This is a genomic window from uncultured Muribaculum sp. (assembly GCF_910583865.1).
GTDB lineage: Bacteria > Bacteroidota > Bacteroidia > Bacteroidales > Muribaculaceae > Muribaculum.
In genome coordinates this window covers 25,117-49,910 of sequence record NZ_CAJTYX010000008.1, presented here as the reverse complement: position 1 = coordinate 49,910, position 24,794 = coordinate 25,117, and the positions used below count along the sequence as shown (strand labels likewise).

14 protein-coding genes are annotated in these 24,794 nt (G+C 53.3%); 10 read left to right on the top strand and 4 right to left on the bottom strand.

Annotated elements, in window-relative coordinates:
* Positions 1-43: 43 nt before the first annotated feature.
* The 9 genes from QZ303_RS03110 (at position 44) to QZ303_RS03070 (ending at position 16,501) form a co-directional block, all read left to right on the top strand.
* Positions 44-427 carry a TraR/DksA C4-type zinc finger protein gene (locus QZ303_RS03110; RefSeq protein WP_295728961.1) on the top strand — a complete coding sequence of 128 codons (384 nt, stop codon included), beginning with the start codon at positions 44-46 and terminating at the stop codon, positions 425-427.
* A 21-nt stretch (positions 428-448) separates the two neighbouring features.
* Positions 449-1,084 (top strand): lipoprotein signal peptidase, encoded by a 636-nt coding sequence (locus tag QZ303_RS03105; protein ID WP_295728958.1) that lies wholly within the window; start codon positions 449-451, stop codon positions 1,082-1,084.
* Positions 1,081-1,881 carry a DUF4296 domain-containing protein gene (locus tag QZ303_RS03100; protein WP_295728955.1) on the top strand — a complete coding sequence of 267 codons (801 nt, stop codon included), beginning with the start codon at positions 1,081-1,083 and terminating at the stop codon, positions 1,879-1,881. Before QZ303_RS03105 ends, QZ303_RS03100 begins: the two co-directional genes overlap by 4 nt.
* Before the next feature lie 35 nt (positions 1,882-1,916).
* Entirely contained in the window at positions 1,917-2,249 is a 333-nt protein-coding gene (locus tag QZ303_RS03095) for a hypothetical protein (RefSeq protein ID WP_295728952.1), read from the top strand.
* 13 nt (positions 2,250-2,262) lie between these two features.
* Complete coding sequence (locus QZ303_RS03090) at positions 2,263-3,048, top strand: TIGR02757 family protein (RefSeq protein WP_295728949.1); 786 nt, start codon at positions 2,263-2,265, stop codon at positions 3,046-3,048.
* Between the two features lie 124 nt (positions 3,049-3,172).
* The gene (locus QZ303_RS03085) at positions 3,173-6,292 is read left to right on the top strand and encodes a PKD domain-containing protein (RefSeq protein ID WP_295728946.1); all 3,120 of its coding nucleotides are present in this window, start codon (positions 3,173-3,175) and stop codon (positions 6,290-6,292) included.
* 1,010 nt (positions 6,293-7,302) lie between these two features.
* Positions 7,303-11,274: a choice-of-anchor J domain-containing protein gene (locus QZ303_RS03080; protein WP_295728944.1), complete on the top strand. Its 3,972-nt coding sequence runs from the start codon at positions 7,303-7,305 to the stop codon at positions 11,272-11,274.
* Between the two features lie 34 nt (positions 11,275-11,308).
* The gene (locus QZ303_RS03075) at positions 11,309-13,993 is read left to right on the top strand and encodes a M6 family metalloprotease domain-containing protein (protein ID WP_295728941.1); all 2,685 of its coding nucleotides are present in this window, start codon (positions 11,309-11,311) and stop codon (positions 13,991-13,993) included.
* 294 nt (positions 13,994-14,287) lie between these two features.
* Complete coding sequence (locus tag QZ303_RS03070) at positions 14,288-16,501, top strand: tetratricopeptide repeat protein (RefSeq protein WP_295728938.1); 2,214 nt, start codon at positions 14,288-14,290, stop codon at positions 16,499-16,501.
* A gap of 81 nt (positions 16,502-16,582) precedes the next feature.
* On the opposite strand, the gene mutL is transcribed toward QZ303_RS03070, so the two are convergent.
* The 4 genes from mutL to QZ303_RS03050 all read right to left on the bottom strand — a co-directional run bounded on the left by mutL (position 16,583) and on the right by QZ303_RS03050 (position 23,114).
* The gene (gene mutL / locus QZ303_RS03065; RefSeq protein WP_295728935.1) at positions 16,583-18,517 is read right to left on the bottom strand and encodes a DNA mismatch repair endonuclease MutL; all 1,935 of its coding nucleotides are present in this window, start codon (positions 18,515-18,517) and stop codon (positions 16,583-16,585) included.
* Positions 18,518-18,544: 27 nt separating this feature from the next.
* Positions 18,545-19,762 carry a hypothetical protein gene (locus QZ303_RS03060; RefSeq protein ID WP_295728931.1) on the bottom strand — a complete coding sequence of 406 codons (1,218 nt, stop codon included), beginning with the start codon at positions 19,760-19,762 and terminating at the stop codon, positions 18,545-18,547.
* Positions 19,763-20,004: 242 nt separating this feature from the next.
* The gene (locus tag QZ303_RS03055) at positions 20,005-21,552 is read right to left on the bottom strand and encodes a DUF6377 domain-containing protein (RefSeq protein ID WP_295728928.1); all 1,548 of its coding nucleotides are present in this window, start codon (positions 21,550-21,552) and stop codon (positions 20,005-20,007) included.
* Positions 21,553-21,926: 374 nt separating this feature from the next.
* Positions 21,927-23,114, bottom strand: coding sequence for an AI-2E family transporter (locus tag QZ303_RS03050; RefSeq protein ID WP_295728926.1), 1,188 nt, complete (start codon positions 23,112-23,114; stop codon positions 21,927-21,929).
* Positions 23,115-23,328: 214 nt separating this feature from the next.
* On the opposite strand from QZ303_RS03050, the gene QZ303_RS03045 reads away from it, so the two are divergent.
* Entirely contained in the window at positions 23,329-24,696 is a 1,368-nt protein-coding gene (locus QZ303_RS03045; protein WP_295729009.1) for an MFS transporter, read from the top strand.
* Positions 24,697-24,794 lie beyond the last annotated feature (98 nt).

Sequence of the window (24,794 nt, the reverse complement as noted above, 5' to 3'; positions counted from 1 at the left end):
GCCAAGATATGCATTGTATAATACCACATAACATAGACACATTATGAGTGAGAAAACACGCTATACCGATGAGGAACTTCAGGAGTTCAAGGAGCTGATTCTGAAAAAACTTGACAAGGCCCAGAAGGATTATGAGCTGCTGAAGGCCAACGTGATGAACAGCGACGGCAATGACACCGCCGACACGTCGCCGACATTCAAGGTTCTCGAAGAGGGTGCGAGCACCCTCGGCAAGGAGGAAGCCGGACAGCTGGCACAGCGCCAGATGAAGTTCATCCAGCACCTGCAGGCCGCCCTGATACGCATCGAGAACAAGACCTACGGCATATGCCGCCAGACCGGGAAGCTCATTCCCAAGGAGCGTCTGATGGCGGTGCCCCATGCCACGCTGAGCGTCGAGGCCAAAGAGGCCGGGCGCAAACGCTGATACAATCTTTTTTCATAGCCTATGAAGCTTTCCAAGGGGTGGCTTGCCACCATCATCATCATTGCCGTGCTGCTTGCCGACCAGATCGTCAAGATTTGGATAAAGACACATATGTATCTCGGCGAAAGTATCTTCGTGACCGACTGGTTCCAGATTTATTTTATCGAGAACAACGGCATGGCTTTCGGAATGGAGATGGGAAGCAAGCTTTTCCTCACGCTTTTCCGCATCGTGGCCGTAGCCGCGCTCATCTACGCCATAGTCCGCATAAAGGATAAGCCGCGCTATTCCGCCGGCTTCATGACATGTGTCGCGCTTATTACGGCCGGTGCAGCCGGAAATATCATTGATTCGGTGTTCTACGGCGTGTTGTTCAATAATCCTGCGCCTCCCATGGTGGCGCAGATGTTCCCGCCCGACGGGGGCTATGCACCGTTGTTCCACGGCAAGGTGGTCGACATGCTCTATTTCCCGCTATTCAGCTTCTATTGGCCGGATTGGATACCTTTCATAGGCGGACAGTTCTTTCTGTTCTTCCAGCCGATATTCAACATCGCCGATGCGGCGATTACGGTCGGCATCCTTGTGTTGATATTGTTCTATTCCAAGGCGCTGTCGGTGTCCGAGGGGGAGAAGCCTAAGCCTGAAGCCGAATGATGCGCCGCCGCTCTCTTCTTGTCCCTGCCGCTCTCGCCTTGTTGGCTCTTACAGGCGCTTGCGACCGTACTCCCGATTATGTGATCGGGAAGAGCCGCATGGTAGATTTGCTTGTCGACATACACAAGGCCGAGGGGGTGGTGGACCTCAACCGCGCACGCTACGGCTCCGACTCCATGCGCAAGGTGATGAAGCAGTCGGTGCTTATGCGCCACGGGGTCACCCAGGAGCAGTTCGACACGTCGATGGTCTGGTACGGCCACAACATAGAGAAATACATAGAGATATACAACGACGTGGTGGCGCGCATCGAGGCGGAAGTGGCTGAGGTCGATGCCGACCAGGGCGGCGCACGTGTCGACATGGCCGTGGTTGGCGATTCGGTCGACGCATGGCCTGAAGCGCGCATGCACCGCTATTTCTACGGACAGCCCGATGCCATGGTGAGGTTCAATCTGCGCCGCGACGAGAACTGGGAGAAGGGTGACATCTACACGTGGCGATTCTACATGAACCGCACGCAGTCGCCGTTATATTATGCCCTTGCGACACAATATACTGATGGTACTTCCGACTACGTGACCGGAACCACCTCGGCCCAGGGGTGGAACGAAGTTGTGATGCAGCTCGACACCGCCCGTACCGCCCAGAATGTATTTGGTTTCGCCACCGTGTCGCCTGCTCCTTCCGAAGTGTCATATATCGACAGTATATCCCTTGTGCGCACGCGTTTCTCGCCCGATCATTACGACCGCACGCCTCTGTCGACTTATCGTCCCGGCGAGAAGCCGGAATGACCGCTTGCCGATGTCGCAGGCATATTTTTCTGAAGATGTCAAATATTCAGTATCTTGCTCTCGGAGTCCTTCATCGAGGAAAGCTCTACCGCAATTCTATCGTGTCGCTTGTCGCCGGTCGTGTCGTCATTCAGCCGTTTGACGGCGAGGTAGCGCAGACGGTTTTCGTCTCGGGACTCGTTGCCGTGTGCGATTCTTCCCGGCTGACATCCGGCCATCGGCGCGCCCTCACTCTCCGCGTGCAGGACGCGCCTCTCCTCGACCGTGCCGTTCTCCGCGCCGACCGCTATCTCACCTCCAACTCCCTTTATCTCGGTGAGGCATCCGAAGCATCGACGCCCGTCCTCCTCCTCTTACCCCGAAAATAAACAGTTTATGGATATGGAGTTTAATATGAATGACATGCGCGACTTCCTGGAGAGGGAGGCGGCGCTGATAAATAGGCCTGAGTTCATTGCGGACGATCCCGTGCAGTTCCCGCGCCGTTTCGAGTCGCTTGCCGACATTGAGATCACGGCTCTTCTTGCCTCGGCGATAGCGTGGGGCAACCGCAAGATGATATGCCGCGATGCCGACCGCATGCTCGCGCTGATGGACCATCAGCCCTATAAGTATATGATGGACCGTGGATACGAGGATCTGGATCCGGACATGAACATACATCGCACCTTTTTCGCCCGTAATCTGGTAAACTTCCTGTCGGGGCTGCGGCGCATATATGAGCGGTACGCTTCCCTTGCCGATTTTGCCCGTGCCAACAATGTCGGTGACGCGACGGCGCCTGCGTGGCGGCTGGTCGAGCTGGTCAATGCCGAACTTGATGCCGTATGCGAGGGTGGTGTGCACGATTCACGTTGCCTTCCCGGAAATCTCGACAATACGGCCTTGAAGCGCGTCAACATGGCCTTGCGCTGGCTGGTGCGTGACGACGGCATTGTCGATATGGGTGTGTGGAAGGGCGTAATCGACCCCTCCCGTCTCTACATCCCCCTTGACGTGCATGTCGGAAACACCGCCCGTTCGCTCGGGCTGCTTGAGCGCCGTGGCAACGACCGCCGTGCCGTGGAGCAGCTTACCGAGGTGCTCCGACAGATGCGCCCCGCCGATCCCGTCTACTACGATTATGCCCTTTTCGGCATAGGCGTTACCGGCAAAAGCCTTGGATAGTTACCCTTGAATATATATCGTTAAAGGATGTTGTATATGCGGAATGTTTGTTGTATATTTGCGAAATAAGTGAATGAAAACAGCTTAAACGTTGAAAATCATATAAATTTTACACATTTATTGTATGAAAAAAGTTTACCTTAATTTTCTTCCGCTCCTTGTGGCTCTGTTGACGGCCTTACCGTCGCAGGCCGGCACGTGGAGCTACGATTGGCCCGTTTCGGCTACAAAAGACAAGAATGCCGGTTTCTATAATCTTGGCAGTGACAAGACGTTGACCACTCAGACTCGTACTCTGAATGAACGTGAGTGGACAATAAACGTTCCGGAAGGTTGCTATCTTGCGTTCACTACTACATCCGGCCAGATGGTAGGAAAGGTTACAGGTGGAGTATTGCCTGTCGATGCATTCAACCTTGTTTCAGGTTCATTTGAAGGTAAAATCAAAAGTGTCACTATCAGTTCCCGTACTGAGGCTACTGAAGCGGCGGTCAATGTAAGTGTCAACGGCAAGGCTTACGCTTCCGCTGCCACTCCGGCTTCCATTGCCGGGAAATCCCTGATAGAGCATGTGTTTACATCCACGGACATGCAGGAAGGGGAGATAAAGATAGAATTCACGCAGACCGGGGCAACCAAACCGTTTTATATCAAGAAGATTACGGTAGAGTGGGAAGAGGAGGCGCCTGCGTTCGAGGCTCCTGCGCTATCAGTGGCCGAGGGCACATACGATGAGGCCCAGACAGTGAGCATCACGGCTCCGGAAGGGTGCGAAGTGGTCTACACCACCGACGGCAGCAACCCGCGTTCGTCGGAGACCGCTGTGGTATATTCCGCTCCCATTACCATTAACGAGACAATGACCCTGAAGGCCGTCGCCCGTAAGGATGGTGTGTATGGAGCGGTAGCCGTTGCAAAATACGTGATCCGCAAGGCTCCTGTCCTCAGCTTCGAGGAGCAGGAATTCTCCATAGAGTGGCCCGATGACGGTAGCGGCCCGTATCTAAACAATCCTGATAGGCTCACGGTAACCTATAAGACGGATGATCCGGAAGTTGCCTATGTCGATAAGTTCGGATGGATAACAACTGTCAAGGTCGGGGAGACAACCGTTCGCGCTACCTTTGCCGGCAACGACACATATTATCCGGGCGAGGCGAGCTATGCCCTCCATGTCGTGGCCAAGCCTCCTATGGACGCGCCGGTGATTACTCCCGATGGCGGTGAGTTTGACGAGCAAGTGACGGTGACATTCACCGCTACCGACGAACGCGCGCAGGCGTTGTGGTACACTATCGGCGACACCAAGCCTGAAATCGACGAGTGGGGGCTTCTCCAGGACTTCGAGATCAACCATGAGCCGACTATGACTCGGACTTTCGACGAGAACACCACCATATGGATCCAGGCCGTGGGCGACAACATCTGGAGCGAGGTGAAAATGGCTTCGTTCAAGGTCAACCAGAAGCTCGCAGCACGCTTTACTGCCCGTCAGACCGAGATTGCTGTGGCATCCTGGCATTTCGACTCGGAGGAGGAGACCGCCGGATGGTCGATTAGTTCGGGTGCTACATGGAGTCTGCAGGAAACATATGATGATGTCCCGGCGTTCAGTACCGTGAATCCCACCAGCAAGTATTCGCTGTATCATCCGTATGACCGTAACGAGGTCCAGGATCTCGCTATAAGCCCGGCCGTGGAGATCCCATCCGATGCGACACTGAATTTTTGGGCTGTTTTCAACCCCGTATGGCTTGTCTATGCAAACCTTCAGGTATATATAGTCGAAGGAGAGAGTGTGAAACTCGTATGGGATGCGTTCAGAGTAGCACAGGATCAGGCGATGGAGGATACGAAGTGGGCGCAGTATAGCGTCAATCTGTCGGAGTATGCCGGTAAGACCATCGAGTTTGCGTTTGTCTACGATGGAACGTATGGCGATCCTGTGATGGTAGATGATGTGGAGGTGGTATGCACCAACACCGGCGACGATGCCGTGGCAAACATTATCGCCGGCGAGAGCATCGATTTCATCGACTTGTCGAGAGGCTATCCCATATCATGGGAATGGAGCTTCCCCGGAGCGGAGACAGCCACATCAACCGAAAAGAATCCTACAGTGGTCTACAATAATATCGGCAGCTACGATGTGACGCTTACCGTCACCGACGGAAATGGCGGCAAGAATACCGTCACGCGCAAGAACTTCATCAATGTGCGCGGCATTCCGCCTACGGCTGAGATCGGCGTGCCCGAGCAGGCATACTACTCTCCCGAGGCCGTCCTCGTGGTGCCCGTAGGTGTCGACCTCACATTCACCGACATCTCTACAGGAAATGTCGAGAGCCGTCTGTGGAAGATACAGGGCGCCGACATTACAACCTCCACCGACAAGGCCGTCACTTTCAGATATACCGAGGCGGGCACATACGATCTCGACCTCACCGTGAAGAATGCCGCGGGCGAGTCGTCAACCTATCTCTATCAGATCAAGGCCGGGCAGGAGGCCAACGCATGGAATATTGCCGCCAAGGAGAATACAGATCTCACAACCGTTGTCCTTGGTTGGTACGGATATTACGGCGGCACCAACTGGCTCGACATGCCGGCATTCGCCGAGAAGTTTGCCAAACCGCTTGCTGCTGCGGAGATTTCGAGCGTCAACGTCTATTTCGCCAAGGCTCTTGTTTCCGAGGACTCTGCCGATACGCCGATCACCGTGTCTGTCGCCAAGTCGGAGAACGGTCTGCCCGGAGAGGTGCTTGCCACCTCACAGCTGAAAGCCTCGGAGCTTGTCGACGCATCCGAGACCTACAACGACCCGACCGTGTTCAGCTTCGGCGCTCCCGTGAACGTCGCCGATGAGTTCTTCGTGACTATAGCAGGCTTCCCCAACGCCGACGGCGATGATATTGCCATGTATCTTGCCCGTCGTGCATCCGACGATCGTAACACCGCCTACCATCAGGTCGTTGTCATGGATGAAGAGAATAAGCCTACCGGCGAGCTGCAGTGGTACAGCAACGATACAGACAACGGAGGTCTGTCGTTTGCCATATCTCCGCGCATAAAGTTTGTCGGCGGCACATCCGGCATTGACGGTGTGGACGCGGGTGTCATCGATCCTGCCGCTCCGGTGGAATATTACAATCTCCAGGGATTGCGCATCCCGGCCGACAAGGTAGTCCCCGGCATCTACGTCGTCCGTCAGGGCGCTGTCACGAAGAAAGTGCTTGTGAAGTAACGACCCCGTAAACGTGCATGTAAAGTCGTGGAAGTGCATGTAAAGTAAAGATGAAGTAAAGAGGAATCCCTCATGACGGCTTCGCGCCGTCGCGTCCGATATAGCGCCGCAGCCCGCAAATAGACTGCGGCGCTTTAATCGTGGCATCATTTGGTTGCGCAATTCAATGGTTTTCTCTCCAACTCTACGCGCAACCTTACTCCTCCGGTGCGTTCCGGACTTACTGGTTTTTCTGAATACCACCTTAAGGTGGCTGTGCCATTATGACATCGGGAATCGGCGATTGGTGACAATATGCCGCCCGATGTTGTTGTGGATTTGAATTTTGCTTTGGTTACAAATATTTTATTGGAAGTTTACATTTGTTTGCTTATATTTGCAATCGCTCGGTTATCCGGGCAGAGACAATCATTATTATTTATCTAAAATCTCAAATTTATATGAGAGTTAACTTGTTGTTCTTAAGTGCCTTACTGGGAGGGATCGGTGCTTATGCCTATGCTGCTGATACAGGGCCGACTGTGCCATCAGCCAAGAATTTTTTTCCACAGCGCATTGAATCAGCTCGCCTTGATGCTTCGTCGAAAGGTGTGTCAATTGTCAGCGTCGATGAAAACAATTTACTCAAAAACACTGACGGTCAATTATTTTCTACAGCTAAGGCTTCTTCTGACATCGAAGGAACAGAGTTCGTCGGGTTGTTGCAGGAGAACGGTATGCTGACTGTTTCCACTTTCTCTTTTGGTGAAAATGTAACGATTGAAAACCGCAATTATATTAATGCCCCGCTGGAAGCCAATTCGGCTGTGTTTATAGACGGGGAGTATTATGTGGTCGAGTCGTATGCCATGGCTAATCTGTATTTCATATACAGATATAGTTCGTCACTTGGCTGGGCCAATATGTCAAACAACATGGTCAGTGCGATTCGAGCCTCGTCCTTGACGTATGACCCTGTTGATAAGGTCGCATATGGCTGTTTCGCCGATGCAGCGGGATCGTCGTTCTCATTGTCCACATTAGATGTGAATACCGGGCAACAGTCGCCGGTCGGCTCGTTGCCGCAAAAATTCCCCACTCTTGCTTTTGATAAGTCCGGTAAACTTTATGGGCTGGGGGCGGATTGCACGCTTTACACTATCGACAAGGCCACCGGTGCGGTTGAAGCCCTCGGGGCAACTGGCATTTCGGTGTCGGGCAACAGTAGTCTCTGCTTCGATAATGACGGGACCACACTCTATTATTTTGTAGGTAGCGATGTGTACACGGTAGACACTGCCGACGGTTCCGCGACGAAGGTGGCGGACTTCGGGGGACGCATGGTCCAGTGGTCGGCCGTGTTTGCATTGCCTGTCGACAAAGGCCCCGTGCCGACATGGGTCGATAACCTGACAATCGATTTCCCAAAAGGTTCTTTGTCAGGGCATGTAACGATGAAAATGCCTGCGACGTCGGTTTCCGGCACACCGCTGTCAGAAACCCTGACATATCATCTGTTGGTTGACGGAGAAGATAACAGTGGCGATGCGGCTCCCGGCGAGGATATTTCCATACCATTGACACTTGAAGCCGGAACCCACGAATTTGTCGCTTATGCCGAATGCAACGGGAATGCCGGTATGGAAGGCCGGCAGAGTGTGTATATCGGTCATGACATCCCCATGGCGCCACAAAATGTCACTGTTAGTGGCACGGGCGCATCACCGCTTATCTCATGGATTCCTTCAACAGGCGGTGTCAACGGTGGATATATCGACATGGATGCATTGGCTTACATTATTACCCGTGATCCCGGAGAGGTCGTCGTTGCAGAGGGTGTGAAGGATGCGTCCTGGACCGATGCTACGATAGATGCCATGAACTATTACACATACAAGGTTGTGGCATCCGACGGGGTAAACACCAGTGAACAGGCTGTAAGCACCCCCGTTTTGTTGGGTAAGGAGTTTGGCGTGAACCCTCCGTTCTCGTATGTTTTCGATAACCAGGGTTTTGGACTGTTCACTTTTGAAGATGCAAATAATGATGGCTTTTCATGGATGTATTCCGAGAATCTTGTGTGGTTTATGCTTAACCCCCAGCAGGATTCAGATGACTGGCTTATGTCGCCGCCTATCACTCTTGAAAAAGGGAAGCATTATAATCTGAAGCTAAACATTCTCGGGAGTGTCGGTATGGAAATCCACAGGGTTGATGTCTGTCTTGGGAAAGATGCCACTCCTGAAAGCATGACCAACAATATAAGGACATCGGTTTTCCGTGGATATGCCGCGCTTGACGAATGGATTGTTCCTGAGGAGGACGGTGAATATTACTTCGGATTGCATGTGCTGACACCAAAGGGTAACGGCGCTATCAGCATTACGGACTTTTATATAGGTGCCGGATACAATGCAACGGTGCCCGGCACGGTTTCCGGTCTCGAAGTCAAGGCCGCTCCGATGGGTGCAATGCAGGCAACTGTGTCGTTCAAATGTCCGACCATTGATTTTGCTGGCAATGAACTCGGTGCTATCAAGCATGCTGTCCTTACCAATACCACCACCGGGACTGTTGTGAAGGTATTTGAGAATCCGGCGCCGGGCGCGGTTCTGGAGGCTGTCGATGAAGCTCCTGCCCAAGGCAACAATACGTATAGTGTGACGTGTGATAACGACAGCGGCGATGGTATGCCGGTCGAATCCACATGCTGGATAGGTGTTGACCTTCCCGGTGCCCCTGTGAATGTCCGCTGGATTCAGGATGGCGAATTCGCGCGTCTTACATGGGAGGCTCCCGCCGCCGGGCAACATGGCGGTTATATGGATGTATCCAAACTGCAATATCATGTGTCGGTTGGTGATTCACCGGAACCTATAGGTGAAGCGACCGATGGTTTCTCTGCCGATTTCAAGCCGGAATTAGAGAATCCGCAGGATGTGCTCCAGTTCAATGTATGGGCTGTGAATGAAACAGGTGCCGGAACTGTGGCAAGATCCAATCAGTCGGCCTTCGGTACACCATATCAGACGCCATTCTATGAGTCATTTGAGATGGCTGCCCTTCATTCGACACCGTGGTTGCGTAAAATCGAAGAAGGATACAACGCGATGAATGTTGTTACGTATGTCGAAGGGTTAAACGACATTAACGGTGTGCCTGTCACGGCGTTTGATAATGATGGCGGAATGCTTGTTTACTCACCGTTTACGCGTGGCGTCACATGTCTGGAAATGCCTATTGTTGATATTTCAGGCCTTTCCAAGCCTGTAATGAAGATGTGGGTTATGTTCTTCGATGACCAGACTGAGGTCAAAATAAAGGGGAATAATAATTCCGGAACAGAGTGGACTGACTTGGAAGTAATCAGAAAAGGCGACAAACCGAGCGGTTGGAACCTCGTGGTAGTGCCTATTGACAAGTTCAAAGGCGAATCGCGCCTCCAGCTCTGCGTGCAATGCTCAACACCCGGCAGTGGAACCTATGTGCTTTTCGACCGTATCAGTATAGAGGAGGGCTTTGATACTGACCTGATGGTGGCCGGAGTTGATTTCCCCTCTAAGATATATGCCGGTAAGACATTCAACACCTCTGTGAAAGTTGCCAATGCCGGACTTAAGGCTTCGCCGGCTTGTGAAGTGCAAGTGCTTATTGACGACAAGCTGGCTGCAAGTATGCCACTTGCATCTCTTCCTCCGAGTGGTGTGGCTACAATCGACCTGGAATCATTCCTTTCATCGAATGCCACTTCTGCACGTGTCCAGGCCCAGATTTATTGCATGAGCGACGAGGACAAGACAAACAACGCCCTTGTTGCCAACCTGCAGGTCGTAAGGTCGGCCCTTCCCGCTCCTGTCGGTCTTGGAAACACATCGGAATCATCATCGGAGGTGCGGCTTTCGTGGACTGCCCCTGAATGTCGGTATAATGCTCCTGTAACTGACAGTTTTGAAACATTGGAAGCCGGCAGCGTAGGTGGCATAGATGTGAAACGCGGTCCTGACGGCAACATGATTGTCAACCAGAATATAGGCTGGCTGAATGATTACAAACTTGTGGATAACGACATGCTTGCCACCACGACCACTGCACCGATGATGGGTACTCCCAACAGCCAGAACGGCATGGTATGCCAGGTTGTGGATGTGGTTGAGTTCAATCTTCGCGGTACGAGCACGATATGGGAAGCACATTCGGGCAATAAACTTCTTGCTTTCTGGCAAAGCAAGCGTTATGATCCTGAAACAGGAAAGGACTCGTACGATGAACCCAATGACGATTGGCTGATTCTGCCGAAGCTCTCGGAAGATGACAAATTCATCTCGTTCTGGGCTAAATCGCTGACGGAAAAGTATGGTCTTGAATCATTCGAGATAATGGTATCGCTCGAATCCGACGATATTGCCGATTTTGAGCGGTTCACCTATGCATCGAATATCCCTGCCGGATATGCTACGGATGCCGAACATGGTTATGTCTACTATGAATTCGACCTTCCGGAAGAGACTCAGTATGTCGCCATACGTTATAATTCCGCCGGAACAATGGCGCTGCTTGTCGATGACCTTTCCTACACACCGGCAGACAATATGGTTGACATTGAATTGCTGGGCTATAATGTTTATCGTGATGGCACACGTATTAACGATGAACCTCTTAAATCGCCTGAATTCGTCGACAGACCGGAATCTGACGGTTCTTATCGATATAACGTGACCGCGCTGTTTGCCGAAGGGGAATCGCCATATTCCAACACGGTTACTGTGTCTGGTTATTCCGGAATCCTTGATGTGAACGCTGGATCAGAAGGCGGATGTTCTATCAAGGTTGAAGGACGGTACGTAGTCATTGCTGCCGATGCACCCGTAGCTGCCGCCATCTATTCTCCTGACGGGCGTATGTTGCGTTCGGCTGGTGTCGATGGCGAAGTGCGCATAGGGATGGAACCGGGAATCTATATCGTGAAAGCCGGCGATGTCTCGCGTTCTGTGATAATCAAATAAATTTGACATGGAGAAACTGAGGAATATTTTCTTTATGGCTTCTCTGACACTGGCCTGCGCGGCGGCATTCGCTATGCCGCCGCGCCCGGGCCTTGTGCCGGTAGCGCAACCTGACGGATCCACTGTCGAGGCTGAGATATATGGTGACGGAACCTGGTGTGTGTATGTCGCTTCCGACGGGATGGTGCTTGAACCGGACATGTCGGGGGCGCTTGTGCCAACCGGGCGTTCGTTTTCCTCTCCTCTCCGGAAAGCTGCCGCATTGAATGCAGTCTCGGCATCGGCCCGAGAAGAGGTACGGCGTGTTGGCTCATATCCTACCAAAGGGAAGGTCAAGACATTGGTCATATTGGCAGCGTTTGCCGATAAGCCTTTTGTTTCGGAGAATCCGGCCGAATTGATGGGCAGGATGATCAGCCAGCACGGGTTTAGCGACAACGGGGCCACAGGGAGCGTATGCGACTATTTTTCCGACAGCTCTTTCGGGGCATTCGAACTTGATCCCACTGTGGTCGGGCCGGTTGTCTTGCCGAATGGAATGGCTTATTATGGCGCTGCGGTTGAAGGACGGCCGGACGTGCGGCCTGAGGAGATGATTCGTGATGCCTGCGCGCTTGTCGATGACGAAATCGATTTCAAGGAGTTCGATCTCGATGAGGACGGTTATATCGATAACGTATATGTGTTTTATCCCGGATATAGTCAGGCCGACGGGGCGGCAATCAACACGATATGGCCTCATTCGGGTTTTGCATGGGCGAAGCTTCATGCCGAATTCGACGGGGTGCGCCTTGACAGATATGCATGCTCCAACGAAATCGACATGTCAACCAACAAGCTTGTCGGAATCGGCACTTTCTGTCATGAGTTCTCGCATGTCCTGGGGCTTCCCGACCTCTATGCCACTGACTATTCTAACGAAGAGCATCCGGGCACATGGAGCATAATGGCATCGGGTGGCAGAAACAACAACGGACACACTCCTCCGTTGTTCTCTGCCTATGAACGTTATGCGCTTGGCTGGATTGAACCGGAGGAGCTTGCGGCTTCTGAAAAGGAGTATTCGATTGCTCCCGGTGTAAACAAGGCGTTCATGGTTCCTGCCTCTTCGGAAAATGAATATTATCTCATAGAGAACAGGCAGCGCTCGGGATGGGATGCATATCTGCCGGGGCACGGCCTTCTGGTATGGCATATCGATTATGATGAGGCGGCTTGGAAGCAGAACACCGTCAACAATAACGCGTCACATCAGCGCATAGACCTTGTCGAGGCTGACCGCAATTCATCGTCAGCAACGCGCAGCGGCGATTCTTTCCCCGGAGCTGCCGATGTGAGGGAACTGTCATTGATGAAAACATGGAGCGGGTCGGCGTTGGATGCCGGTCTGTTCAACATCAGGGAAGGTTCCGACGGCACAGTCGTGTTTCATGTGGCTCATACGGGCAATATGCTTGATACGCCTGAGATAAACGGAGTCGGTGAGATTTCACCTGTATCGTTCATGGTCGGCTGGAATCCTGTGCCAGAGGCGACAGGGTATGTACTCGATGTCTATACCAAGGTTCGCCAAGGGTCGGTTGTAAGCAAGGTTTATGTCGATGGTTACCGGATCTATATGACCGGTGACGCCACTTCGGCCGATGTGACCGGGCTGACCCCTTCGACCGAATACTTCTGTGTGGTACGTGCCATGGGCGGGGGACGTGTGAGTCATTATTCTGCCGAGAATGCCGTGACGACCTTGGAGCCCGATTTCCGCTCTTCGGTGATGCAGGCCGCTTCCTGCACCGAGGTGACATCTTCGGGCTTTACCGCCAACTGGGACGCGCTGGCAGGAGCCACTGGTTATATGCTGACTGTCAGCGAGGTGTCTGAGCAGTCCCCGTCAGTACAGATAAATGATTTTGCCGACGGCATCATGACGCCTGACGGATGGGGTGTGACTCCCGGTTGCACCACAGGCTCATTTACCGGATATTATGGCAGTATGGCACCGGGGTTGAGCATGGCCTCTGACGGGGCGTCTGTGCAGTCGCCGCTAAGCCATGATATGATAACATCACTGTCATTCTGGTATCGTGGAATCAAGGCTGATGACAGCCATGCGATAGAGGTTTCCGGTTATGATGGCCGAGAATGGCGCACTCTTGCCGAAATCACTTCCCTGGTGTCGGACAAAGCCGGGGCAACGGTTGTTGTTGAAAGTGAGTTTGCCGATATGCCATGCTATTCAACACGTATCAAGTTCCGGAAGCCTGTGACCAAGGGTACGCTCGTGATTGATGATATAAAAGTGGCGCATACCGGCATTCTGGCGCAACCCCTTCTTCCTTATGATGGGATCGATGTGGGTAATGTCCTTTCCTTTAAAGTGGACGGATTGAAGCCGTCGACCCTCTATCAATATAGTGTCACTGCTACCGATGGTGTATTCACTTCTGTTCCTTCCCTCCCGCGCATGGTCCGCACGATGGCCGAATCGGGTATATGGGAAACAGAAACCGGCAATGGATCTGAGTGCATTGTCTCTACCGGTAATAATGTCATGACCATCAGCAATAGGGGTGAATCGGTTGCAAATGTGGAGGTGTTCGCGATTACAGGCGCCTGCATGCTCCGCATCTCTTTGCCCGGAGTCTCGAATCTGTCGCTGGATATGCCTTCCGGCCTCTACATAGTGGTTACGGACGGTGTGACCCATAAGGTAGTTATGTAAACTGCCTGATATTGTTTAAACCGGGGTGTGTCGAAATGAAATGACACACCCCGGTTTTTTGTAGGGATAAGCCGTTCCTGAGGGTCAGACGAGTCCGACCTGTCTGACCGGTCCGAGGAGTCTGACTTGTCCGAGGAGCCAGGCGCGGCTTTATCTGCGGCCTTATCCGTATCGGGAGTGATGATTCATTATGAGTGTACCATCATCTTTTTGGCTCGGTTTTTGTTGTCTTTTAATATGGCGTGTCATGCCGTGGGGTATGGCAGGCCGTTATTGTGCAACGAATTGATATATATGGCTACAACACCACGACAATATATAGAGAGAATAGACAAGTATATAGGAGAGCGCAGGCTCAGGGATGCGTTCGTGCAGGTGCGTGCCCTTGCCGGACTTGCATCCGACTGGCGGTTGACCGAGGAGATCGACCGTCTTGAGCAGACCTACAGGATGATGCTCGACTATGCCTCAAAGGGGCATGCCGATCCCGGGCGCGACAATCTTTACGCATTAATAGTGGCAGGGCTGCGCGGTGTCGCCGACCGTGCCGTCTACCGCATAGAACGACGTGACTCCCCGACGATGTATTATTCCACTCTGCGCTATGAGGCATTGCAGCATGGCGACACCATGCGTTCGCTTCTTGACCGCTATCTGGCTCTTGCCGACAGGAATTCCGCGTTCAATGCCATACTTGGCGAGAATGGTACTGACAAAAAGTCAGATGTCGCCGAGCGTGAGGCATTGGAGCGGAGGATATTCATGCGGCTGTGGGTGGCGTATCCGCTCTCGGCGGAGCTTGCCGGAGAGTTGGGCGCGACGCTTGATTCGGAAGCTTTCAACGATGACTTCAAGTCGCTTCTGATATCCTCGCTCCTCCTCGGGCTGCTCGCGCATTACGACGAACGGCGCCTGACGCTGCTGCTCGATGTGTATTCCTCCGGCCGGTCATCCCGGCTGGCCATGCAGGCGTTGTGTGCGGCACTGATGGCCATGTACATATGCCGCAAGTCGGTAGATGCCGGCCGACTGAAACCACGTATCGACGCGTTGCGCGACACTACCACCTGGAGCGCCGACGTGCAGAAAGTGTTCATGCAGTTCCTCCGCTCGCGCGACACCGACCGGGTGGCCCACACCATCAATGACGATCTCATACCGAGGCTCAGGAAGCTGCGCCCGGAGATGCTGAAGCACGACATGGATGCTTCCTCGATAGAGGATCTCCAGGAACTGATGTCGGATAATCCGGAATGGAACGACATGCTGCGTGACAGCGGCGTGGCCGACAAGCTGAAGGAGCTGATGAAGATGCAGGAGGAGGGTGCCGACGTGATGATGCCGACGTTCGCGCAGCTAAAGACTTTCCCGTTTTTCCATGAGCCGGCCAACTGGTTTGTGCCGTTCCGGGCCGACCATACGGCGATTACCGGTGCCCTTGGCGACGAAGCTCCGAAGATCGGCGGTCTGATTGCCGCCGCCCCGTTCCTTTGCGACGGTGACAAATATTCATTCTGTCTCGCCTTGGCTGTCGCTCCGGAGGTGCAGCGCAGGGTAATGCTGTCGCAGATCAATCCGGAGGCTTTGTCGCAGCTTGAGATGCGTCAGGCCACCATCGATGCCGCAGGCGACGTGTCGGCACGCGAGACAGCCGCCGCAAAGTATGTGCAGTCGCTCTATCGCTTCTTCAAGTTGTTCCGGCGCAAGGGTGAGTTCTCCGATCCGTTTGAGCGCCCTCTTAACCTGCTGGTGCTTCCGCTTCTTGCTCCCGACCTCCATTCTCCAGAGACGCTTGGCGTGGTGGGCGAATTCTATTTCCAGCGCGGCTACTACGAGGATGCCGCCGAGGTGTTGAGGATGCGTGCCGCATCCGGCCCTGTTGACGCACAACTGTTTCAGAAACTTGGTTATTCCTGCCAGCAGACCGGCAGTCTTGAGGATGCGCTTCAATATTATTCGCAGGCCGAACTGCTTAATGCCGACAGCTTGTGGACGCGCCGCAGGCTCGGAGCTGTCTGCCGTCTGCTTGGCCGTACCGAGGAAGCACTTGCCCATTTCCGTATAGCGGAAAAGGCGCGTCCCGACGACGGGTCGATAGCGCTCAACATAGGACACTGTCTGGTGGAGCTTGGACGCCATAAGGAGGCGCTTAACTATTTCTTCAAAGCTGAATTTGTCGGGAAGAAGCCTGAAAGGGCCATACGTCCGCTTGCCTGGTCGCTGCTTCTCAGCGGTGACACGACGCGCGCACGTGAATATTACTCGCGTCTGCTGTCGGCTAATCCGACCTATGTCGATTACATGAATGCCGGATATGCCGCCACGCTCGACAACGACATGCCGGAGGCCGTCAATCTTTTCGCTCTGTCCGCCGACAATTTCAACGGGGAGTTCTCCGCGTGGCTCGAGCGTTTCCGCTCATCACTTCCGGCGCTTTATCCTCTCGGACTTGACCCGCTGCTCCCTCCGCTGGTTGTAGATACGCTGCTGTATCGCCGCGAACAATAATGAGGATGCGTCATAATGGCGCTGATAAGCTATTCCGTCGGACCGGTCGGACAAGTCAGACGGGTCTGACACTGTGCTATGTCACAGGAGGGCGGCGATGTCGTCGACCGTAAGGGGGGCGAATACGCGCTTCCCGTCGGGAGTGTATGCGGGTGACGTGAGTTTGAAGAGGTCGCTCAGCAAGTGGTCAATTTCCGATGCTGTAAGTATCTGGCCCGGACGTATTGCCGCCGAGCGGGCCATGGAAAGTGCGATGCGTACGCGCATGTCGCTCCCGAGTTCTTCGCCCGACTCCGAGGCCGTGGCGATAAGCTGTTCGATCACCTCGCGTGGATTGACCCCGGACAGCATGGATGGAAGGCCGTTGACGCTCCATGAGTTATCGCCGAGAAACGACAGGTCGAAACCGAGTGCGGCAAGTTCGCCGGATATCTCCTCAAGCACTACGCTGTCGGATGCCGAAAGGTCGATGGCCTCAGGAAACATCACCCTCTGCGACGTAAAGGCTTCCAGACGGGCCAGTTCGATGTAGCGGTCGAAGAGTATGCGCACGTGCGCCCTGTGTTGGTCCACGACAAGCAGGCCGTCGTGGGAGGGGGTGAGTATGTAACGGCCTTTTATCTGTAGCGCGGCAGGAGCATCAGCCGTGATTATCTGTCCTGAAGCATCGTCGTCGGCGACATTCATGTTGTTGAATATCGACTCCACCTTGCGGCCTCCGTCAGACGGCGGGAGCGAGGCGCCGAGATCGTTGAACGAGCTTGCATGCAGGGTCGGCATCCCCGACGGTACGGCGCGGGAATGGCTGTCGGTACTCGTGAAGTCGGAATACAGTTTTTCCCAATCGTCGGTGGCAGTTGTACGTGAGTGCATTCCTGCCGACGGAACCGCCATGCGGGTGGGTGAGGTTGTGGCGAAAGGATTGTAGCCGGGGTCGAGGTCGAGTCCGTGCGCTCCGTTGGCATCGGGATTGAACACCGGTATGTCGGGGGCGTTGGACTGGTCGAAATCTATCGACGGCACTGCGTTGAACTTACCCAGTCCCTCGCGGATAGTGGCCGTCAGAATCTGCCAGATGGGTTGCTCGTTTTCGAACTTTATCTCGTTTTTGGTCGGATGGATGTTGACATCGATGGTCTCCGGGGCGACGGTGAGGTTGATGAAGTATTGTGGCTGCTCGTCGGCGGGTATGAGCTGGTCGTAACATTGCAGCACCGCCTTGTGGAAATAGGGGTGTCGCATGTTGCGGCCGTTGACCATGAAATATTGCAGCGCTCCACGGCGGCGTGCATTCTCCGGACGCGATACGAACCCGGTAATCTTCACCAGCGACGTGTCTGAGATTACCGGCACGAGCTGTTTGTCGAGCGACTTCCCGAAAAGGTCGACTATCCTCTGTTTGAAGGATGATTTCAGCAGCTGGTGCACCACCACGTCGTTGTGGGTAAGCTCAAGCTCTATGTCGGGATTGACGAGCGCCAGACGCTCGAACTCGCGGAGGATGTTTGACATCTCCACATGGTCGCTTTTCAGGAATTTGCGTCTTGCGGGAATGTTGAAGAAGAGTCGTTTCACCGTCATGGTAGAGCCTGGCGCGCACGCCACAGGCTCCTGTGTCTCGATCTTGCTCCCGGTAATCACGATACGGGTGCCTATGGTGTCGGAACGGCGCATGGTCTTTAGCTCCACCTCGGCCACGGCGCAGATAGAGGCGAGCGCTTCCCCGCGAAATCCCATGGTATGGAGTGTGAAGAGGTCGTCGGCACGTCCGATTTTTGATGTGGCATGGCGCTCGAAGGCCATGCGTGCATCCATCGGCGACATGCCGCAACCGTTGTCGATCACCTGGATAAGCGTGCGTCCGGCATCCTTTATGTTGATCTTGATGATTGTGGCGCCGGCATCCACGGCATTCTCCACCAGCTCCTTTATGACGGATGCAGGGCGTTGGATCACTTCTCCCGCCGCTATCTGGTTTGCCACGGAATCGGGCAGCAGCTTGACTACATCTTCCATAACTACCGGCTACTCTTCTATGCGGGTTCAGAGGAGGAACTTACGCGCTCCTTTAGGAGTGCGGAGTATGTAAAGGCCGTGGGCGGGTAGGGTGATGGTGCACGAGGATGAGGGTGTAAGCGCAGTGGCGGCTACCACATGGCCCGCAACGTCGATGATCTCGATATCTACAGCGGACGATGCGTTGCCGTAAAGGGTGACATCAAGACCGTTTATTTCAATGTTCACGCCTGCGGAGCGGTCGGCAGCGACATCGTCGATGGCTGAGCTTTCGAATTCCTCTTCGCTTACCAGACGCAGTTCGGCTGCAGTCCCGGCCGGCACTTTCAGATATGCCGTGTTCGCAGGAAGATATTTCAGGTCGGAGCCGGCAGTTACGAAGCCTGCGTTACCGTCAGAGGTCAGGCCCAGTACACGCATTGTCTGCGGGTCGTAGTTCACTACGTTCCAATGTTTTTTACTGTCGGTGTTGTCGAAATAAACTCCTGTCAGCATGTTGCCGGCAAGATTGGCATTGGAATTGCCGCCGATCGACAGCTGATTGTCGGCCGGAGTAGACCCGGAGCATTCGATAAGGAGGGGTGATGCCACGGGCACACGTCCGTTCACCTCTTTTATCGCAGCCATTCCGTTGCCGAATTTGGTGACTACGTACACTTTCATTCCCTCGGAGAGGGTGGTGAAGGGGAAATCGGCGTAGATGGTCCCGTAATATTTTCCGTCGGTGGCTCTGACTGTCGGTTTGATGCCGAAATAAGACTCCTCGACAGGCATTATTTTCCAGTTCTGTCTTTGCACGGCCTGTGCTCCTCCTCCATCGCGTGGAAAGCTTCTCTCTTTTTCGAGATTGCCCTCGCCGTCGCTGAGGTATTTGGTGGTGCCGTGCGCTGTGCCCCCGATTTTATACAGTCCGTTACCACGGTCATATATGTGCGGGTACATCTCGATGAGCTTGTACACGGAAGTCCCCTGGCTCTCGATATCGTATTCGTTGCCGCTCTTGTGGTTCAGACGTATTATGCCGGATGCGTCATAATGTATGCGCTCGACATCTTTCAGCAGCCATATGGCATCGTAGTCGGCTGTCGTGGCACCCACGTCGATATCGCCTTTGTTGTCACGTACATAGACGTAACGGCTTGTAGTGGCGTTCTGTACACGGTAATATCCGGAAACCGGGAGTGCGGCTTCAGAAACTGAAGAGACTGCGGATATAAGTAGCAAGGGAAGTAACTTTTTCATCATAGTGTGTAGGGATAGAGCGAGAATTATCTGTTTTTCTGCAAAATTTCGACAAAGGTACAATAATTTGTCGGAATTTCTATGGAATGATGCGATAATAAAGGTGAAATCAGAAATCAGTATGGCTGCGCAGTATGGTTGTAGTGCAGTATGGCTATAGTATATGACGCAGGGCGACCGTAAGATAGGTTGGTAGGCTGGTAGGTGGCGTCCTGTATGCTGGGTGTGGGCATGCGTCGCGATGGCTACATACCGTTGCTCAGGTTCTGGAAGTCGCGGTCGAATGTGGCGTTGTCGAGCGCTTTTGATCTGATTTTCGCCCTATATGCGTAGATGGTGTTGGGCGAATACCCGAGGAAATCGGCCATGCGCGTAGTGTCGGTCAATCCGAGACACATGAGCGCGGCGATGCGCAGCTCCGGCACGAGGCGGCCGTCGTCGGGATCGGCATAACGCTCTTCGGTCCGGAGCAAGGTATTGATTTTTTCCACGAAGTCGGGATATATCTTCAGGAAAGTCCGGTCGAATATCTTGAACATGTCGCGTCGCTGCTCATCGATCATGCTTCCTGACTTCACGATGTTGAACAGTTCCTCAAACTGCCGGCTGGCAAGCTTCCGTTGGGTTGTGCGTGAGAATTCACTCATGCGGCGCATCGATATCGCGCATAATTTGAGAAAATTGGTAAGATAAAGTACCCGGTCTTTTTTCAGCCGTTCCACCCGTTCGTGTTCGGCATTGCGCCGTTTTATGTCACGCCTATAATGCATCAGCGTAATTATCAGCGCTATTGCCAGCAAAGTTATTGCCGCGATCATGCACCACATCAGCCAATAGTTGCGGTTCCATTGCTTGTTATAGGCATTGTCGATTATCATGAGCGATTCGGCCACCATGTCGGAATCTACTCCGGGCCCCAGTGATGTATTGGACAATGCCGCCGACAGGTAGGAATGAGCGCGGTCGATATCGCCGTTCTTGTAGAGCAAGTGTCCTACGCGTTGCAGGGCGAGGCCTTCTCGGTCTCCTCTCGTGATTTCGCTGAGGGCATGATGGAGTGTGTAATAAAGCTCGCCTTCAACGTCGCCGTTTTTTGCGCTTACACGTGCAAGGATGTCGGCGGCGCGCCCGTAGAGCATGTCATAGGGAGTAAGGCGTTTCAGTAGCTCGCTACTTGAGATTGCCGCCGCTGAATAGTTGCCGTTGAAATAGAACCTGCATGCCTCATGGAACAGCCATTCCGCCGATTCGGGAGGATAGTATCTCATGGCATGCTGGCGGTAGTTGTCGGCCATGCTGCCATATTTCTCGCTTAGTCCGGGCAATAGGTGTGATTTGTCGGATATGCTGGAATACATGTCGGCTGCGGCATCGTAGTATTCACGCTTCAGTTCTACGGGTACCATGGAAGGATTTACCGAGTCGAACACGGATATGGCCTGAGGACCCATTTCGACCATGGGAAGGACTATTGCCAGCCCCATGCGCGAACGGAAAAGGAGTGTGCTGTCGCCAAGCTCATGTGCATTGATGCGCGCCCGGCGCAAATATGCTATGGATGAATCGGCGCACAGGCTTCTGTAGCTTTCGGCTATGCCGATATATCCGGAAGTGCGCTCGTGTAGTGATGCCGGAAGTGCTGCCGACATGGAGTCTATCTCTGCATTGCGACGCTTTATGGCTGTGTCACGCATCTCGAGAGCGCTGTCAAGTTGCCGGAGCAGGCGGTCGGTATCGAGTTTTTCGGCATCGTACACCGTCTGTCCCGAAATTTTTCCGGAACAGAACACCATAATAATTATGGTGCAGGAGACGACATTGCGTAGAATCGCGTGCAAGCTTTTGAGGTGTTAGTAGTTGATCGTTAATGTATTTTTATGGAATCGGCCATTCATGGCGACGGACGGGATTAAACAAGGGGAGTGCTCCCTTTCCGGCAATGGATGGGGTCGGCCGCCTTGTTTGAATTCACAATCACGAATTCACTTGTGTTTGCAAAGATATATAACTTTACAGCACGTCACACTCAAATAAAAGAAAAATTAATGATTTTTTTGGCAAATATCCAATTATTTACGGGACGTACCTGGAAGCTGCACAGTGTAGACTGCCACCGCCATTTATAATAACATAATTTAACATTGCGTCTGCCATAGATGTGGCTCTTTCATTTCTTTTCGTTGTTGCTAATGCCGGTACGGTCATTGCCTCTTGTGCCGCTGTCATCGTCGGGCCATGGTCGGTGATGGTCATGTGGCTTCCCCGGGGTTGTGTGGTGCGTTTGTAGCATTTTCAGATATTCATCGTAGTAGGCCAGCAACAGTGTGGTCAACGGCAGGGCTATTATAAGGCCAAGGAATCCAAGGAGTGTGCCCCATATCGATAGTGACAGCAATATGATCGCGGGATTCAGCCCCATGGCTTTTCCCATTATCTTCGGTGTGAGGAACAGATCCTGTATCAGTTGTACGATGCAGTAGACGGCCATGCATTCCCAGAATATCGTCCAGAAATCGACACCCTGGTCGACTGAGCATACAAGACACAGGAATATAGTAGGCACAAGCGAAATGAGCTGAAGGTAGGGCACCATGTTCAGCAGTCCGATAAACATGCCGAGCACCACGGCAAGTGGCATCCCCACTATTAGGAAACCGATAGTGAAGAGCACTCCGACGCAGAATGACACGAGGGCCTGCCCGCGGAAATAGTGGTTCATAGACCGCTGGATGTCGTTGCCTATGCGAAATACCGTCTTTCGCCAGGCCGGCGGCACCATGTGGCGGAAGCTTTCGCCGAGACGTTCATAGTCGAGCATGATGAATATCACGTAGAGAAACACTATGAACCAGCTCAATACGCTTATAATCATGCTCACACCGCTTGTAAGCAACGACCAGAAGTGGGTCACCGCGCTTTCAATCAGTTTCATCTGGTCCTCCTTGCTCAAGAGGTTTGAAAGGTATTCGAAATCGACATATGTGCGGATAAACTCGTGGAGTCCCTGCGGAAGCCATGGAATGCTTACCTGCGAATTGGAATAAAGCTTCAGCAGATGTGCCATATGCTCCATCTCTGATGTGATCATAGGGATGAGCATGTAGCAGAACAGCCCGAAAACCAGTGTGGTCTCGAAAAGCGTGATGAATATGGCGGCCACGCGTCCTTTCAGTCGCAGAAGCTCGCGGTTGAACTGCACAAAAGGCTCAAGGATGTAGGCTACAAGCGCCGCCACGCAGAATGGCAGAAGCACGCCGCGCAGCCGGTAGATGAGCCACACTGCCGCACACACGACAATTGTGGTAATGACCAGGCGCACCACGCGGTCGAGATCATATGGACGGCTCGTACTCATATCAACGGGGTCTAAATGCAAAATAATGTTACGAAATTAGTTATTTTTTCCGTAATCCGCTCATTTTTGCATAAATTTGTTCCTCGAAAATCAAACCAAAATCATTATTACATAGAAAATGGCTATATTAAGTAAAGTGGCGGACATGTCCGCACAGGCACTTAACGACAAGGCGTGGGCGCGCTGGACAGCGCTGATACTCATTGCCGCGATGATGCTTTTCGCCTACATGTTTGTCGATGTGATGTCGCCCCTCCAGTCTCTCATAGAGACACAGCGCGGATGGTCGCCCGACGCGTTCGGCTACTACGCGGGCGCGGAATATATACTTAACGTGTTCGGCTTCCTGATACTTGCCGGTATCATCCTCGACAAGATGGGCGTGCGCTTCACCGGCACGTTATCTGCATCAGTGATGGTTGTCGGCGCATGCATAAAGCTATATGCCATCAGCGATCCGTTCACAGGTTCGGCTCTTGAACAGTGGCTCTCTTCCTGGTGGACGGCCATGCCCGGAAGCGCCAAGCTCGCCGCTTTCGGTTTCATGATTTTCGGCTGCGGCTGCGAGATGGCCGGCATCACCGTCAGCAAGGCTATCGCGAAATGGTTTGAAGGAAAGGAGATGGCTCTGGCCATGGGTCTTGAGATGGCCATAGCGCGTATCGGTGTGTTCGCCATATTCTCGGTGTCGCCACGTCTGGCCGACTGGATGGGCGGCAGTAATCCTTCGGTAGTCCCTCCGGTGGCATTCTGCACGGCTCTCCTATTCATCGGACTGATTGCATTCTCGGTGTTTACTGTCATGGACCGCAAGCTCGACGCGCAACTCGGCGCAAAGGCAGCCGCCGGCGACGAGACTGCCGAAGAGGAGTTCAAGCTCTCCGATGTAGGAAATATCTTCGGCTCGCGTCTCTTCTGGATCATCGCCATGCTTTGTGTGCTCTACTATTCGGCCATTTTCCCCTTCCAGCGCTATGCGGCCAATATGCTCCAGTGCAATCTCGGAATCGATGCTACGACGGCATCCGACATATTCCGCTGGTTCCCGATAGGTGCTGCTATCCTTACACCCGCTCTCGGCTATTTCCTTGACCGTAAAGGCAAGGGCGCGACGATGCTCATCCTTGGAGCGCTCCTGATGATAGTGTGTCACCTGACTTTCGCGCTCGTCCTCCCAAAGTATCCCACGGAATGGTTGGCGTTCAGCGCTATAGTGCTCCTCGGCATATCATTCTCGCTGGTTCCTGCGGCTCTCTGGCCTTCAGTGCCCAAGATCATGGACAAGCGTTTCCTCGGCTCGGCCTATTCGTTGATATTCTGGGTGCAGAACATCGGTCTGTCGCTCTTCCCGATACTGATAGGCATCGTGCTTACGGCATCCAACCCCGGAGTGACCGACCCGATGAAGTATGACTATACCAATCCTATGCTACTGTTCGCATCGCTCGGCGTACTTGCCCTTCTGTTCGGCTTGTGGCTGAAGGCTCTCGATGCCAAAAAGCATTACGGCCTTGAACTTCCCAACATCGCTCCCGACAAGGAGACTGAAATATTCGAGGAGGAAGGACGCACTCAGGAATAATTGTTAACCGTATTATCAGAGCCTGTCATGTGGATTTGAACAGGCTTCCGGAGATAATGAAAATGGACCGGGTCGCTGATTGTCAGCGACCCGGTTCA